The sequence below is a fragment of the Streptomyces sp. NPDC045998 genome, assembly GCF_056430285.1.
Genome location: NZ_JBWKLJ010000003.1, coordinates 19980 through 36068 on the forward strand (window position 1 = coordinate 19980; position 16089 = coordinate 36068).

The 16089-nt window shown below is 70.9% G+C and carries 14 protein-coding genes; 6 read left to right on the forward strand and 8 right to left on the reverse strand.

Going from position 1 to position 16089, the window contains the following annotated elements:
• Positions 1-13 precede the first annotated feature (13 nt).
• Positions 14-568: a hypothetical protein gene (locus tag AC07FJ_RS09115; RefSeq protein WP_479046985.1), complete on the forward strand. Its 555-nt coding sequence runs from the start codon at positions 14-16 to the stop codon at positions 566-568.
• A 209-nt stretch (positions 569-777) separates the two neighbouring features.
• Positions 778-1785 carry a hypothetical protein gene (locus AC07FJ_RS09120; RefSeq protein WP_479046986.1) on the forward strand — a complete coding sequence of 336 codons (1008 nt, stop codon included), beginning with the start codon at positions 778-780 and terminating at the stop codon, positions 1783-1785.
• A gap of 129 nt (positions 1786-1914) precedes the next feature.
• Here AC07FJ_RS09120 and AC07FJ_RS09125 read toward each other — a convergent pair whose 3' ends face one another.
• From AC07FJ_RS09125 to eccB, 8 genes are all read right to left on the reverse strand, one after another.
• Positions 1915-2433, reverse strand: a complete 519-nt coding sequence (locus AC07FJ_RS09125) for a hypothetical protein (RefSeq protein ID WP_479046988.1) — start codon at positions 2431-2433, stop codon at positions 1915-1917.
• A 261-nt stretch (positions 2434-2694) separates the two neighbouring features.
• Positions 2695-2994 (reverse strand): WXG100 family type VII secretion target, encoded by a 300-nt coding sequence (locus tag AC07FJ_RS09130; protein ID WP_355356058.1) that lies wholly within the window; start codon positions 2992-2994, stop codon positions 2695-2697.
• A gap of 78 nt (positions 2995-3072) precedes the next feature.
• A complete protein-coding gene (locus AC07FJ_RS09135) occupies positions 3073-3435 on the reverse strand; it encodes a WXG100 family type VII secretion target (protein WP_361429086.1) in 363 nt (120 codons plus the stop codon).
• A 110-nt stretch (positions 3436-3545) separates the two neighbouring features.
• The gene (locus AC07FJ_RS09140) at positions 3546-4796 is read right to left on the reverse strand and encodes a S8 family serine peptidase (protein ID WP_479046990.1); all 1251 of its coding nucleotides are present in this window, start codon (positions 4794-4796) and stop codon (positions 3546-3548) included.
• Between the two features lie 37 nt (positions 4797-4833).
• A complete protein-coding gene (locus tag AC07FJ_RS09145) occupies positions 4834-6636 on the reverse strand; it encodes a hypothetical protein (protein WP_479046992.1) in 1803 nt (600 codons plus the stop codon).
• A 6-nt stretch (positions 6637-6642) separates the two neighbouring features.
• A complete protein-coding gene (locus AC07FJ_RS09150) occupies positions 6643-7074 on the reverse strand; it encodes a hypothetical protein (protein ID WP_479046994.1) in 432 nt (143 codons plus the stop codon).
• A 120-nt stretch (positions 7075-7194) separates the two neighbouring features.
• Positions 7195-8454 (reverse strand): type VII secretion-associated serine protease mycosin, encoded by a 1260-nt coding sequence (mycP, locus tag AC07FJ_RS09155; RefSeq protein WP_479046995.1) that lies wholly within the window; start codon positions 8452-8454, stop codon positions 7195-7197.
• A gap of 14 nt (positions 8455-8468) precedes the next feature.
• The gene (gene eccB / locus AC07FJ_RS09160; protein ID WP_479046997.1) at positions 8469-10001 is read right to left on the reverse strand and encodes a type VII secretion protein EccB; all 1533 of its coding nucleotides are present in this window, start codon (positions 9999-10001) and stop codon (positions 8469-8471) included.
• A gap of 182 nt (positions 10002-10183) precedes the next feature.
• Here eccB and eccE point away from each other — a divergent pair, with 182 nt between their 5' ends.
• The 4 genes from eccE (at position 10184) to AC07FJ_RS09180 (ending at position 16011) form a co-directional block, all read left to right on the forward strand.
• The gene (gene eccE, locus AC07FJ_RS09165; protein ID WP_479046999.1) at positions 10184-11527 is read left to right on the forward strand and encodes a type VII secretion protein EccE; all 1344 of its coding nucleotides are present in this window, start codon (positions 10184-10186) and stop codon (positions 11525-11527) included.
• A 113-nt stretch (positions 11528-11640) separates the two neighbouring features.
• Entirely contained in the window at positions 11641-12291 is a 651-nt protein-coding gene (locus AC07FJ_RS09170; protein WP_479048267.1) for a hypothetical protein, read from the forward strand.
• A gap of 129 nt (positions 12292-12420) precedes the next feature.
• A complete protein-coding gene (locus tag AC07FJ_RS09175; protein WP_361429100.1) occupies positions 12421-12654 on the forward strand; it encodes a DUF397 domain-containing protein in 234 nt (77 codons plus the stop codon).
• 333 nt (positions 12655-12987) lie between these two features.
• Positions 12988-16011: an SCO5717 family growth-regulating ATPase gene (locus AC07FJ_RS09180; protein ID WP_479047002.1), complete on the forward strand. Its 3024-nt coding sequence runs from the start codon at positions 12988-12990 to the stop codon at positions 16009-16011.
• Positions 16012-16089 lie beyond the last annotated feature (78 nt).

The window sequence follows — 16089 nt, forward strand, 5'->3', positions numbered from 1 at the left end:
CAATGGAGGAAATTTGAACTGCTTCAGCACGGACGAGTCCGGGGTACGAGCTCTTGCGGCAGGGGCTGCACTGCTGGCGATCGTGACCGTCTCCGGGTGTTCGGGACAGGAACCGAAGAGGAACTTCGAAACGCCCACTGCCCTGTGCGATACGCCCATCGAGCCAAGCCTGTTGGACCCTGCTCTTCCCCGTAGCGGAGACAAGATCTCCATGCAAACGGCCGGCGTCATCGGATGGGACCGGTGCCTCGTCTCCGTGGACGACGAGGAAGTGATGTCCGCGAGCTTCGAGTGGTTCGAGAAGGGCACCAAACCGGTCAAGGTCGCCAAGTCCCAGAGAAACCTTGTCCTCAACGATCACCTCAGTGACGATGGGCGATACGCATGGAGCGACAGGGGTGCGGTAAGCCAGGTCGCATGCGCCCACCCGAAAGTGAGGTCACGCCAAGGAAAGTACGAACTGTTCGCGAGCGTCTACGTCAAGGATCCCGTGAAGGAGGAGGCCATGAAGCAGCTGGTTCTCGGCTTCGCGGAGGCACTGTCGAAGTCCGACGAGTGCTCGGGATGAAACCGCTCGCGTCCAGGAGGAGCAAGATCTCGTTCGGCGCGGCCCGCCAGTCAGAAGGACCGCCAGGCGTTGACCGACCTCACTGTGGGCGCGACGCAGTACGCGCCCACAGCGCGGTCGGATGGGATCTGCCCTCCCCGGCTAAGGGGCCGAAGATCGGCGCCGATGGGTAACCGACACTCGCAGTCCAACAACACAGGGGAAGTCCGATGAAGGCGCTACGACGGTGGGCTCTCTGGGTCGCGGTACCCCTTGCGCTAGCCACCCTCGCGGGATACGGCTGGTACCAGCTCGGTGACACCGGCAAGCGGTGGCGGTACGAGAGCAAGCTCGAGACGTACTGCGGTGGCGTCCTGCCGTATGAGGAGACCGTCTCCCTCGCCGGGCCGGACCAAGAGCGCGGACTGCGCAACGACATCCGTCACGGTCGGGACGAGCAGGGCTATGACTTCTGCTGGGTCGGGGACGTGTACGTCACGGTCAGTCGCCTGCCGGCTCACGACCTCCTCAGTGAAAACGACTGGAAGTACTACCTCCCCAAGAACAACGCCAAGGCGCTGCCCATGCCCCTGGGTGGCGGCTGGCGTGGCTTCACCGACTTACGGAACACGGCTGTCGTCCTCCCTTGCCGTAACAAGGGCATCATGTTGGTGGTCACAGCGGTCGAGGACGAGTCACGCAGGCCCGGGAAGATCGCCAAGTTCGTGACCGCCACGGCGGCGAAGGCCGCCGACCGTTGGGACTGCGACGCCACGCTCGGCGGGCCGTTGCCGCCCCTACCGCGGGCGGGAGGTGACACGGCCCCGAGCACGGCCCAAGGGACCTGTGCGGGCTTGCCGTTCACCCGAGAGGAGCTGATCTCGGGGGTGGTGGAAACACCAACGAGTGGTGACGCGCCGCTCGAGGTCTGCGTCGTCCTCGACGACGCGAACTTCATGAGGCGTCAAGAGCTCTACTACCTGGAGGCCGCCTTTGGCCCGTACGCGGCTCATCGACACGCGCGGGCTCCGTACATGGCGGAGGAGCCGGCGGGCGGCTCCGAGGAGAGCTACTGGGCGAGCGCTCGCTGTCCCGACGACGGTTTCCGTGCGACCTTCCGCATCCAGCCGCAAACGGACACGACCAACAACCCGGGGTTCGCGAAGGCCGCTCTCATCGCGTTCGCCAAGCGGGCCGCTCAGCAACACGGCTGCACGGATCTGAAACTGCCGCGCTAAGGCCGCGCAGCTGCGTGACTTTGCCGCGGCTCCGGCCGCTCCCCTCGCGCGCCCGGTGGATCGCTCCGCCGGTCTGCCTGGTCTCCGGACCGGGCGAGGGCTCGGGGCTGCAGGCTCGGCCGACAGGCGCTAGCAGCCCACCTCTGTGCCGCTGTTCACGAACGAGTTGATGTCGATCGAGTAGCCGGCTCCCGTTGTGAGGTCGGGCCGGCTTCCGTAACCGTCCTCCGCGAGGCGCTCGGCGGTGAGGAAGACGATCTGCAGGGCCGTCTTCTCCCTGACGAAGCACAGGTCCTCGGGCGAGGCTTCGGGGTGCAGAGTCCATCCGTCCCGCACCGCCGCCGTCCGGTAGTACGCGGCCACTTCGGCCTGCGTGCCGGGGAAGGCGTAGGTCCGGCTCGCGTACACCGAGACGTCGCCGCTGTCCGCCCAGCAGCCGGCGTCCACCTTCTCGAAGCCCTGGGCGACGGTGGCCCCTGCGGGCCGGGAGTCGAGGATGTCGAGCGCCGCCAGCTTCTTCACCTGGTCGTGAGTCCCGTCGCAGTCCTCGGCGAGTTGCAGCAGGGTGCAGCCGGTGAGTCCTGCCGTGAGCGCTGTGGTCGACAGGAGCAGGGATATCGGGCGGGTGATACCTGACCGCAGAGGCACAGCGGGCTCCAGAGCGAAGGCCGGGGCGGTCGGAGGAAGCGGCCGCCGGACGGGATGGTCATCCGTGCCAGCTCCTCAGCGGGCACCGCCCAGTTCTACCAGGCGGCCCTCGGCTTCCCCTCGTTCCCGAAGGAAGCCGGTCACTTTGACGACAGCGCCTCGGCTGCACCACACAAAAGAGTGAGGGTGGGCATCTCCCGCGCATGCCCACCCTGCTACTCGTCCTGCGTGCCGCTCAGGCCCTCACCGGGCCCTTGGGACTTAGAAGTGGCTCGCGGCCTTGCGGTCGCCAGCCTGGTACGCCGGGCCGGCCTCGCGGACGGCCTTGGCGATGCCCTTGAGGGCGTTGTGGATCGCGCGCGTCTCCTGGTCCCACTTGGCGTGGGCGCCGTCCGCGGCGGTCTTGGCCTCACCCTCGAAGGTGTTGGAAATGCTCTTGATCTTGTTCTGGATGGCCTCGAGAGACGCGTCCAGGCGGGCAGCCTGGGCCTCGATGGTCGATGCCGCCTGCTCGAGCGAGGCGTAGGTGACGACCATCACGCCGTCGTTGGACTGTGCCACGGTTCCTCCAAATACCGATTGAGGCGTGTGTTCTCTGTGCTGATCGCGGTCGCGGTCGCGGGATGACGACCTGTGCGCTTAGTAGCTGGCGATGTTCGACGTCGCGCGGCGCTCCGCACCCGCGTCGCCCGAGAAACCGCCGGTCACGTCAACGCCGCGCAGGGCCTGCTCCACCTCGTCATCGGTGTTGCCGGCGGTCGTGCGGGTGACCTGGATCGCTTCCTGGAAGTTCAGCAGCATCTTCGCGATACGAACCATGCCCTGGTTGATCTCGTTCTGCTTGACGTCGAAGGCGCCGGCGCCGATGCCCTTCCAGTTGCCTTCGAGGCTGTCGATGACACCCTGGAGGTTCTTCAGCTGCGCCTTGACGTCGTCGAAGTTCCGGGTGATTTCGTCCTGGAAGTCCTTGAGACTTGCATCGCCGACCTTCTGGACTGCCATGTGTCGCTCTCCCTTTCTTGGGTTTCCATTGCACCGCGGACTGTCTGTTCAGCTGTCCGCGGAGATGGTCTTGTGGGTTACCCCTGTGGGGGCCTGACGCGGCCGCCGCGTCAGGCGGTACGCCGCCTACGGGCCACGAAGACGCCCGCGCCCGCGAGAACGGCCACGACGGCGACTCCGCCGATGATGAGGCCCAACTGGCCGTTGCCGTCTGCCTTCTTGCTCGAAGAGCTTGCCATGGCCGCGTCATCGGCAGGCTTGTCCTTTGCGGCCTGTGACGAAGCTGGTGCAGAAGGAGCCGACGAAGCGGACGAGCCGGGCTTGCCGCCGACCCGCTCGTTGGTCAACGGGCTGATGTTGGGGTCACCCGGCTTCCCGAGCCCCCGATTGAGGGCTGCGTTGGGGCGCACGACGCCGTGGCCGAGGTACGTGCTCACGGAGCCGGGCTTCCAGTCTTCGCCGCGCGCGGCGGACTCGAACATGACGCGCAGCACCTGGTTGCCGGTCCAGTCGGGGTGCTTGGACCAGATTAGGGCGGCGGTGGCGGAGGCGAGGGCGGTGGCGGAGCTGGTCCCGCCGTCGCCGTCGCAGTAGCTCGTGAAGGACTCGTCGCACCAGCCGGGGATGTCGTCGGCGGGAGCAGCGATGTCGACCCAGTCGCCGTGCTGGGAGTAATCGGACACCATGCCGTCGGGGCCGATGCCGGCGACAGCGATGGCCTCCGGGTAAGCAGCCGGGTACTGCTTCTTGTTGCCCTTCTTGGCGCTGTTGCCGGCACCGGCGAAGAGCAGCTTCCCCTTGCCCTGGGCATACTCGACCGCATCCCTGATGTCGGCGTTGTAGTAATCGCTGGCCATCGAGACATTGATGATCTGTGCATCGCTGTCCGCCGCTGCACGGATCGCCTGCCGCATGTCGAAGGCGTTGACCTTCTCCTTGTTCTGCAGTTCGGTATCGGATACGCGATACGGGATGATCTTGGCCCCTGGCGCAAGGCCCTTCATCCCGCCTCCCTTGCCCGTGCCGGCGATGAGTTCGGCGACCGACGTGCCATGCCCGTCGAGATCATCGGTCTCCTCACCCTTCACTCCGGTGAAGTCCACGCCTTCGAGTACCTGGCCTTTCAATGACGGCGTGGAGGGATTGACGCCACTGTCGACGACCGCGACCTTGATGCCTTCGCCGGTGGCCGTTTTCCAGATCTCATCGGCGTGCATCGAATCCAGGTACCACTGCCTCGACTGAGGATCGGTGATAGTCGCCGCCGTGGCGGTACCGCTGATCCCCACCGACCAAGCTCCAGCCACGGCCACGGCGCAGAGCAGGCCACGCCGCACGGTGTGCTTACGGACCTGACTCATCACTGGCGTCATCCTGACTTCCGAACCTTCCGAGTGCCTAGTCGATCACCGGTGGCACAGCATTGCGTCGCTTGGCTGCCCACGTCTCTTCGTCTTCCGTCAGGTAGTCCGGACGGGTGGAGTTGTTCCGCTCCTGCTCTTCGTCACGGGTCTGGCGCTGGCCACTGCGAGCGCCCATGGCCGCCCCGCCGGGCCGGGCCGCCGTCGCGCCGCCACGCGGCGTACCGACCACGCCGTTCACGCTGGGCGTGCCGCGTCCCGTGGCGCGGGCGGCGCCATTCGCCTGGTTGGCACCGATGACACCGGACTGGCTCGGCCTCGCGGTGGAGGGACGGCCCGTGGCCGCTGCCTCCCCACCGATGACTGTGCCCCTGGGAATGCGCGAGCCAGTGGTCCCGCCGGTAGCACGCTGCGGCGTGCCTCCGACGATGCCGCTCTGGCCCGCCCGGGGTGCGCCCGGGCCGCCTTGGCGGCCGGCCGCACCCTGCGCCGTCGTGGTCGGCCGGCCGGTCACCGGCGTCTGGCCGGGGCCACTGGTGCGACCCGTCTGACCTGCCGGCGTCCCCATGGGGCTGGGACGACCCATGGCCTGGCCGGAACGCCCGGTGGCCTGTGAAGGCGAACCGTGACCTGTTACAGGGGTGCCCATGGACCGACCGGGCGTTCCCGTGGCGCGCCCGGTCGAAGGACCAGGAGTACCGGTACGGCTGACCGTGTTGGGGCCCGGACCACCGCTGGTCCGAGGAACACCGGGCATCCCCGTGGCCCGCGGTGCCGTCGGCCGGACGGGCGGGCCGAAGCCCGGGAAGGGCGGGCCGCCGTTGGGCGGGCCAGGGTTGCCGGTGGCCGGGACGGTCGGAGTGGGCGTATTGGGTGTCGTCAGCGGCGGAAGCGTCTGGACGCTGTCGATCTCGGTGCGGGGGTTGGAGCCCACCACCTCGACCGGCTTGCCCGTGATTTCCGTACGTGGTGTGGCCTCGCCCCCACCGACTACTTCCCTGCGCGCTTCGCTCGGCTGGTTCGAGGTAGTCCCCGACAGATCACCTTGTGTGGTGGAGCCCGAGTCGAAACTACGGCCGGTGCCGACCCGACCGGATGGCGGCGGCACCGCCGAACTCCCCAGCGGCTTCGGCAGCCTCGGCGGGTCCTGCGACGCCAGCGTGCTTTCCGAGACCGCGTAGAAGGACGCCAGACGGTTCATCTGGTTGATGGCCTCCTGGCGGTCCTTCTCGACCTTCAAGGCCTTCTGGTAGTCCGGGTTGTCCTCCGTGCGCTCCGGCAGGGCGAAGTCGTCGGGCTTCTTCTGCACGAGCCGGCCGTCGCGCGGCGGCCTGGAGTTGCGCACGGAGCTGAGGCCGACGGCGGCCTCCTGCATCTGGGCGCCCGTCACGTTGGAGAACGCCCCCAGGTTGTAGGTGTACGTGACGAGTTCCTTGCCGTAGCGGCGGAACTCCTCAGCACCCTCACCCTTCCATTCCGTCTTGCTGACGAAGTTGTCGAGGTTCCTCGCCGCCTCGTTGAGCGCCGTGGTGGCGTCCTGCAGCTTCTTGCCGGCGCTGGTGAGGTCCGCGGGGTTGGCGCTCTCGAGCAGGTCCAGCATCGCGTTCAGCGGCGCGTTCTCGAAGCTCGTCTTGCCGAACAGGCTCGTGCCGGTGCCGCCGAACACACCGCTGAAGGTCTCCTGCACCTTCTGCGCCATGTCCGTGACGACACGCTGGCCCGTGATGGCCGTGTCGGTCGCCTGCTGCTGCTTGTGCTCCTGCTCGTACCGATCCTGGGGAGTCAGCGGCTTCTGCTCCGTGGGCTGCTTCTGCTCCGTGGGCTTCTTCTCTTCACTCATCAGTCATCACCCCAGGTCCTTGCCGACGCGGTTGCCATCCTGGTGGGACTTGCCAGTCTCGGGCTTCTGGTCCTGAGGCTGGTTCTTGTCCCGCTCCTCGTCCAGGCGAGCCAGGATCGCGTGGTACCGCTGCCGCTGCTCTTCCTCGACGTTGTCGTAACCCACGTCCGCCGCGTGGACCGCGATGCTGTAGAGCTCGATCTGGTCGCTCAGGTGCTTGGAGAGCTCGACGATCGCCTGGTGGACGCGGTTGTACTGGGTGTAGAAGCCGTCCGCCTCGGCGAACTGGATGCCCGTGCCGAGGGAGCCGCGGGTGACCCGCTCCTCGGCGATCTTGGAGCTGCCGCCGGCGCCGCCCTGGAGGTTCTCCAGGAGGGCGTTCACATCCCGCTGGAACGTCTTGAGCTCGTCAACCCCACGCTCGAGGTCACCTGCCATAGCCGCCCCCGTCAACCATTCCCTCGAGCACGATGCTCGTTCCTCCCCGTTTGCTTCTGCTGTTTGACTGCTTCACGTCACTGTAGTCACTGGGTATGACAGTCCCAAGCGCCTTACAGATCACGCCATTTCCCGCCCCTGCAGTTGCAACGACACGCGCCTCGCCCTGCGACGTGCGTCACGTAGGGCCACCGCGCCGCCCGAGATGGCCGCGACGAGGACGCCGCCGCCCACGACGACGTACGTCGCGAGGCGGGCGTTGCGCTCCTCCGGGGTTTCGCCGAGGTGGACCTCGGCCGGGGTCGGGGCCTCGGCGCGGGTGACGCCCTCGTGGGCGACCGGCTTGTCGATGGGCTTGTCGTCCTCCGTCAGGGCGCGGACCGGGTCGACGACGCCCCAGCCGACGAGGCGGTCGTGGCCGGCCACGGAGCGCTCGGCGGTCTGCTGGATCTGGGCGACGATCTGCGGGCGCGTCCAGTCCTTGTGCTTGGCCTTGATGAGCGCGGCCAGGCCCGCGACGTACGGGGCGGAGAAACTGGTGCCGTTGTCGGCGCAGTGGCCGCCGCCCGGCACCGTGGAGACCATGTCGACGCCCGGGGCGGCGACGCCCACGAAGTCGCCCGACTGGGAGAACTGCGCGCGCTCGTTGTTGCGGTCGGACGCGGCCACGGCCAGGACGCCCTCGTACGAGGCCGGGTAGGTGCGCTTGACGTTGCCGCCCAGGCCGTCGTTGCCCGCCGAGGCGACGACGACGATGTCCTTCTCCAGGGCGGCGTCCACGGCCTCCTTGAGCGCGGGCGCGGGCTCCACCGCGTTCGCCGTGTCCTGGGAGATGTTGATCACATCGGCCTTCTCGGCGATCGCGTGCCGGATGGCTGCGGCGAGGGTCTTGGCCGTGCCGTGGCCTTCCGCGTCGTTCTGCTGGATCGGGATGATCGTGGCGTCGGGCGCGAGGCCGACGAAGCCGGTGCCCTTGGCGGGGCGGGCGGCGATGATGCCGGCGACCTTGGTGCCGTGGCCGACCGTGTCGGTGGTGCCATCCTCCTTGCCGCGCTCGAGCTCCTTGCCCTGATCGTCCTTCTTGGGCAGCAGGTTGATGCCGCTGCCGGTGTCCACGGCCTTCGCCAGCTGCGGGTTCTTGACGTCCACGCCGGTGTCGATGACCGCGACGCGCACGCCCTTGCCGGTGGACTGCTTCCACAGTTCGTCCAGCAGGACGCGCTGCAGCGCCCAGGGCCGGCCCTCGTACTTCTTGCCGGGGAAGGTGCACTGCTGGAGGTCGTCGGCGGCCGCGGGCGGCGCGGGCAGGATCACGGCGGCGAGCGCGGTGGCGACGAGAGCGGGGGCGGCCGCGAGCAGGCGTCGGTGGGTGTAGGTCATGTTCGCCCCGGCCCTCAGGAGCCCTGCGGCTGGCGCGCGGCGCCGGTCGACAGCCGGGGGCCGGTCGGCAGGAAGACCGACCACTCCGCGGGTACGGGGACGGGGTCGACGTCCTTGTAGCCGAGCCGGTTCTGGGCCTGGGCGGCCTCCTGGGCCCGCGCCTTCTTCTCCTTCTCGTCACCGGAGGAGCCGATGCCGGAGTCGTCGGTGGCGGTGTCGCCGTTGGACTGCATGGCATAGCGCAGGCCGGTGTCGGTGACCAGGAAGAGGAAGCCGGTGCCGGTCTCCGAGCCCTTGAACTGCCGGAAGAGCTGGCCGGAGCCGGGGGTGACGTAGGCGCTGCTGGCGCCGGTGGGCAGCGGGGCGGGGAAGTCGGTGCCCGCCCAGGTGCTGAGGGTGGTGGCGCCGTTGTCGGTGTCGACCTCGCGCAGGACGTTGCAGACGGTGTTGCGGCTGCCCTCTTCCGTACCGGCGTCGTTGACGGGCTTCGGCGCGAGCCGCGGCCACTTCTTGTCCGCGCCGAACGCCTCGCCCGGCTGGAAGGCGCCGGCGCTCACCGAGGTGGCGCGGCCCGCCTGGTCGAGGTCGACCAACTGGCGGCTGTTCAGCAGCAGCTTGGCCGTGAAGTCGGAGATGGGGGCGACGCGGTCGCGGAGGACGACGTACTGCTGCTCCCGGGTGCCGTCGGTGGCCGTCAGCACCATGCCGATCCTGTTGACCTCGGGGTCGAGGTCGCCGGGGATGCCGGCGTCCGTCCCGACCTGGCCGGGGACGGTGGGGAACTCGATGGCGTCGCCCTTGTGCAGGGTCTCCAGCCACGCGGCGGACACCCGCTGGGCGGCGCGCCCCTGCCCGACGAGCTGGCGCAGGAGCAGCTCCTGGTCCTTCTCGGCGACGGGGTACGCGGTGCCCTGGGCGTCGACCACGTAGCGGGTCTTGTCGGGGCCCTCGACGTACAGCAGCTCGCCGCCGGTGAGGCGGTTCGCGCCCTCGGTCTTGCTCTCCTCGCGCTGTGCGAAGACGAACGCCGCCTTCTGGATGGCGCGGCCGCCCTCGCCGGGCCGCTCGCAGACCGCCCAGCGCTTGACCGCGCCCGCCTCCTTGGGGTCGGGCAGCCGGTCCGGGGCGTAGGGGATGCCGAGGGTGGCGCCGTGCGGGATCTTGCCGCTGTCGAGCACCGACTCGTCGACGTTGATGACCTTGCCCTTGTCGGGGTTGAGCAGCAGCTTGGCCGACGACATGTTGAGCACCGGGTGGAGCTGCTTCTTCTTGTCGGTCTCCAGCACCACGTACCGCGTGGTCGACTTGCTGGCGATGATCACGTTCTCGCCGGGGGTCGCCCAGCCCTGCGGCGCCACGGGCTTGAACATGCCCCAGGCCCCGAAGACCGCGAGGATCACCACGCCGACGATGACCCCCGGCAGCACCGCGCGCAGCGGCCGCGGCGCGCCCTCCTCCGACCCGGTCGCATTCGGCTGTACGAACTGCGCCACCAGCCTCCGCTTCGCAAAGGTGTAAGCGTTGAGTTCGTCCCGTCGTGATGCCATGTGTCCGTTGTCCCTCTCCCCGCTGAGCGACCAGGCTCCCACATGCGTCGAGCGGGACCTGTCGTCGGTGCCGGCCCCTACTATGCCTGCTGGCACCAGCGTTCCACCGCTCAGGTAGGGTGATCGCCCGGTCAACGCCCATGGGAATTCAGTAATTACGGACACGAGGGGGCAACGCGGCGATGGGTACGGCGACGCGCGCGCGAAATGGGCGTAACTCCGGTAGGGCCGCCCCCGAAACTTCCCGACGGCAACGAAGCAACGCCCCGGCCGAGCCGGCCGCGCGCGGCAACGCCGTCCCGGCTTCCACCACCCTGCGCCCCCTGTCCCGCACGAGCCGTGTGGGCCCCTTCCAGCTGCGCCAGCTGGTGCTGGTGGAACTGGCGCTCGCGCTGGCCGCGGTGGGGGTCGCGCTCGGCGGGTTCTGGCTGATCCCCGCCTGCGTGGTCGCGTTCCTGATGGTGGTGTTCGCCGTCGTCCGCCGCCGGGGGCAGGCGCTGCGGGACTGGCTGTCGGCGGCCATGGCCCTGCGCGCGCGCAACCGTCGCGCCGCGCCGGCGCCGGCGGACGTCGACCCCTCGCTGGCCGTCGTCGCGGAGGGCGTGCCGGGCTTCCGGCCCTATCCGTACGTCGACCGCAACCGCCGTACCGTCGGCATGCTCGGGGACGGCACGTTCCTGACCGCGGTCGTACGGATCGAGGCCAGCGGGAGTGCGCTGCGCCCGGCGTTCGGCGCCCGCGCGCTGCCGCTGTCCGTGCTGGGAAGCGCGCTGGAAGTCGACGACATCGTGCTGGAGTCGGTGCAGTTGGTGCAGCAGGTGCGCCCGGCGCCCGCGCCGCACCTGCCGGAGCAGTCGGTGGCCCGCCGCTCCTACGCGCCGCTGCAGGAGCGGACCGGCGCGCCCGCGCTGCGCATGACGTGGGTGGCGGTGAAGCTGGACCCTGAGCTGTGCGCGGAGGCGGTCGCGGCGCGCGGTGGCGGCGTCGAGGGCGCCCAGCGCTGTCTGGTGCGCGCGGCGGACCATGTGGCGAGCCGGATGACCGGCGCCGGCTTCCAGGCCGTGGTCCTGGACCAGGAGGAGCTCAACTCCACGGTGGCGATGGCGGCTTGCGCCAGCGCGCGGCTGACCGCCCGCGCGGGCCGGCCCGACGCGGCGCCGCAGCGGCGTACGGCGGAGACGTCGCGGGTGTGGCGGTGCGACGACCGCTGGCACACGACGTACGCGGTCGGCCGCTGGCCGGAGCTCGGGCGCGGCGCGACGCCCCTGCCGAAGCTGGTGTCCCTGCTGACCGCCGTGCCCGCGTACGCGACGACCGTGAGCTTCACGCTGCGGCGCGGGATGCGCCAGGGGACGATGGACGTACTCGGGCACGTCCGGATCACCGGCGGCTCCGACACTGAACTGATCGGCGTACGCAGGGCATTGGAGCAGGCCGGACGGTCGGCGAAGGTGGGCCTGCAGCGCCTGGACCGTGAGCAGTTGCCGGGCGTTCTGGCGACGCTGCCGCTGGGAGGTGCCCGCTGATGGCCCGTACCGGATCCGCATCCGCATCCGCATCCGTGCCCGTGTCCGTGTCCGTGTCCGCTTCCGGGCGGGGGCTCCGGGGCCTGTTCGGCCCGCGCTTCGCCGGCCACACCATGGCGGCGGACCATCTCGGCGCGCTGTCCCTGCCGGTCGGGGACGACGGGGTGGTCATCGGCGACGACGGCGAGGGCCGTCCGCAGATGATCGGCTTCCACCGCTCGACGCCGTACGACGTACTGCTGATCGGCGGCCTGTGGACGGCGCAGGTGCTGGCGCTGCGGGCGGCGGGCACGGGCGCGCGGGTCGCGGTGGAGACCGGGCGCGCGCAGGAGTGGGTCTCGCTCGCCCAGACCGCGGGCGCCGGCTTGGAGTGCGTCACCCTGCACGAGGTGGGCCGCGTTCCCCCGATGGGTGCGACGGTGAGCAGTCCGGTCGTGGTGGTGCGGGACTGCGGCATGCGGCCGCCGCGCGGGCGCGTGGTGTCGTCGCCGTGGCAGTCGGTCCTGACGCTGCTGCCGTATCTGAGCCCGGTGGCGCCCCGGTTGATGCGGGCGTCCACGCTCGTGGGAGTCCAGCGGGTCTCGCCGCAGGAGGCGCAGCAGATCGGGCGCATCCTGGGGCTCACCCAGGTCGAGACGGAGGCCCTGCCCACGCTGGCGGACGGGGTCACGCTCTGGTGTTCCGGGCGCGAGCGGAACTGGGTGATGACGGCCCCGACGGACGCGGAGTCGGGCCTGCTGGGCATGCCCCGGCGAATGGACTGAGCGCCCCCTGCGGGGTCCCCCACCTGGCCTAGGATGCGGGAGGGTGACGCGGAGCGACAGGTGCTTCACGCGCCGCCACAGGGCACTCGGGCCGGGCGGCGCGGCCACCGCGAGAGAAAGGAACCCCCGATGGGCAGCGCACAGGAGAAGGAAGAGCTGTACGCCCTCGACATCTCGGGCGTCGAGTGGCACGGCCCCCCTGGCACCAGCCCCGACGAGGAGCGGGTCGAGATCGCGTACCTGCCGGGGGGCGCGGTCGCGATGCGCTCGTCCCTGGACCCGGACACGGTGCTGCGGTACACCGAGGCCGAGTGGCGGGCTTTCGTCCTCGGGGCGCGGGACGGCGAGTTCGACATCACGTAGGGGCGGTTGGGGTCGATGAGGCCGCCGCGCAGGTCTGTGAGGGCTTCGCGAAGGCTTCGGCGGGATGTGGTGAGAGCCTCGCCGCGTGACAGTCGAGCGCTCCTGGTTCATGGGCAGTTGTACCGGTTTTCCCGGCCACGCATCTCACGCTCTGCCGCACTCACGTGACGAGTAGGCAGGGCGTGAGGTACGGGACAGAGGGTGGGCTCCGGGTGAGCCTGCCGGTACGGCATCGTTGACGATTAGGGTGGGTCGCAGAGCCGGGCCGATCGGAAGTCAACGGTGGCCCCACCCACCACGGCACAAGGGTGCTCGACCACACCAGGAGGCAAAGTGAACGGCGATCGGGACGACATCCACGGGAGCTGGAACCTTCCCGTCGACGAGTCCGACGCGGATCCCGCCGAGATGACGGGTGAGTTCACCATCGACTACACCCCGCCGGCCTGGTACACGCAGAACGCCGCGGACACGTCGTCGGGTGGTGCCGCCGGTGGCGCGGCGAGCGGCGGGTACACGCCGCCCCCGCCGCCGCCGAGCGGGGCGATGCCGGTCGCGGTGCCGGGGCTGCCCCCGGGCAGCGGTTTCGAGCCGAACTGGGCGACGCCGCCCGCGGCCCCCGTGCCCACGCCCGCCCCTGCGGCGCCTGCTCCAGCGGCGCCCGCTCCTGCTCCAGCGGTTCCTGCTCCGACTGAGGCCTCTGCGGCTGGTGGGGCACCGGGTGCTGCCGATGCCGCCGGGGCTTCCGGGGCTTCCGGGGCTTCCGGGGCGGAGGCTTCGGCGGGGGCTGCCCAGCCCGAGCCCGAGCAGCCCTTCGGGGGCGGTGACGTGGAGAGCGGCGCGACCATGCGCTTCTCGCCCGCCGCGCTGAAGCGCGAGATGGCCGAGATCGCCGCGCGCGAGGCGGCCGCGTCGGGTACGGCTCCATCGGCTGAGGCCCCGTCGGGTGCGGCTTCGCCGGACGAGGCCCCGTCGGCTGAGGCTTCGTCGGACGAGGCCGGAGCGCGTGCCGAGGAGCCGGCCGCGGCCGAGGCTGCGGAGCCGGCTGGGGCCGTGCCCGCTGAGGTCGTGCCCGCTGAGGCCGTTGAGGCTCCGGAGAACGCCGATGCCCCCGCGCCTTCGGCCTCCGACGACGCGGACGCGGACGCCGAGGAGAAGCCCGCGGCCGAGGCGCCTGCCGAGGTCGCCGCCCCGGCCGACGAGCGCCCCGCCGAAGAACGCCCCGCCGACGAGGGCGGCGACGAGCCGCGCGACCAGACCCCCGGGGACGCCGCCGCCCCGGCGGACGCCGAAGTGACCGACGCCGCACCGCAGGGCACCGCGCCGCAGGACACCCCGCCGCAGCACGCGGCGCCCGCCGACGCGCCGGCCCAGCCGTGGGCCCCCGCCCCGGGTACGCCGCAGGGCGCGGCGCTGCCGCCGCTGCCGCCGGCGTTCCAGCCGGCCGCGCCGACGGCGGCCCCGCAGTGGCCCGCCCCGGCGCCGACCGCCGCGCAGCCGAACCCCCCGGCGCCGCAAGGCGGTTACGGCTTCCCGCACCCGGCCCAGCCCGCCCAGCCGCAGCCGCAGCCGCAGGCCCCCGCGCCGCAGGGCGGTTACGGCTTCCCCCACCCCGCGCAGCCCGCCCAGCCCGTGCCGCAGCAGCCCGGGCCCTACGGCGCCCTGCCCCCGCAGGTCCCCGCGCCCGGCCAGCCCCAGCCCCAGCCCCAGCACCCGCAGGGCGGCTACGGCTTCCCCCACCCCGGTCAGCCCGCCCCGCAGCAGCCGCAGCAGCCCGCCCCCTCCGGCGCCCTGCCCCCGCAGGCACCCGCGCCCGGCCAGCCCCAGCCCCAGCCCCAGCACCCGCAGGGCGGCTACGGCTTCCCCCACCCCGGTCAGCCCGCCCCGCAGCAGCCGCAGCCCCAGCAGCAACAGCCGCAGCAGCCCCAGGGCGCCCCGTACGACCCGCGCACCGGCGGTGCGTGGCCCACACCGGTCACGCACGACCAGCGGGAGCGCTCGGTGCCGGGCGCGCCGCTCGGCTACACCGCGGCCGTCGAGCTGTCGTCCGACCGCCTCCTGCGCAACAACAAGCAGAAGGCCAAGTCCAGCCGCAACCCCTCCGCCGCCGCCCGCTTCAAGCTCGGCGGCAAGAAGGAGGAGCAGGAGCGGCAGCGCAAGCTCGACCTGATCCGTACGCCGGTGCTGTCCTGCTACCGGATCGCCGTCATCTCCCTCAAGGGCGGCGTCGGCAAGACGACCACGACCACCGCGCTGGGCGCCACGCTCGCCACCGAGCGGCAGGACAAGATCCTCGCCATCGACGCCAACCCGGACGCCGGTACGCTCGGCCGCCGCGTGCGCCGCGAGACCGGGGCCACCATCCGCGACCTGGTCCAGGCGATCCCGTACCTCAACTCGTACATGGACATCCGCCGCTTCACCTCGCAGGCGCCCTCCGGCCTGGAGATCATCGCCAACGACGTGGACCCGGCCGTCTCCACGACGTTCAACGACGAGGACTACCGGCGGGCGATCGAGGTCCTGGGCAAGCAGTACCCGGTCATCCTCACCGACTCCGGCACCGGTCTGCTCTACAGCGCCATGCGCGGGGTGCTCGACCTCGCGGACCAGCTGATCATCATCTCCACCCCGTCCGTGGACGGTGCCTCCAGCGCGTCGACGACGCTCGACTGGCTGTCGGCGCACGGGTACGCGGAGCTGGTGCAGCGGTCCATCACGGTGATCTCGGGTGTCCGCGAGACCGGCAAGATGATCAAGGTCGAGGACATCGTCCAGCACTTCGAGACGCGCTGCCGCGGGGTGATCGTGGTGCCGTTCGACGAGCACCTGGCGGCGGGCGCCGAGGTGGACCTCGACATGATGCGGCCGAAGACCCGGGAGGCGTACTTCAACCTCTCGGCGATGGTCGCCGAGGACTTTGCGCGGGCGCAGCAGGCGCAGGGCCTGTGGACCGGGGACGGGCAGGGCGGCATGCCGCCGCAGATGGCTCCGCCGGTGCCGGGCCAGCAGGCTCCCGGCGGCCAGCCGTACCCGCAGCAGGGCCAGCCCTATCCGCCGCAGGGCCAGCCGTACGCACCTCAGCAGCCCCAGCACCCCCAGCAGCCCGGCCCCGGCCAGCCGTACGCACCCCAGCAGCCGGCACCGGGGCAGACGTACCCCGCCCAGCCGCCGCAGCAGTGGCAGCAGCCCGCGCCCGGCCAGCCGTACGCACCCCAGCAGCCCCAGCAGCCCGGCCCCGGCCAGCCGTACGCACCGCAGCAGCCGGCACCGGGGCAGCCGTACCCGCCGCAGCACCAGGTGCCGCAGCAGCCCGGGCAGCAGCCTCCGCAGGCACCGCCGGCCCCTCAGCAGTAGAGCGGCAGAGGACTGGACCATTGAGGGCCCGCACCGTCGTGACGGTGCGGGCCCTCGGGTGTTCCTCAGGGACACAAC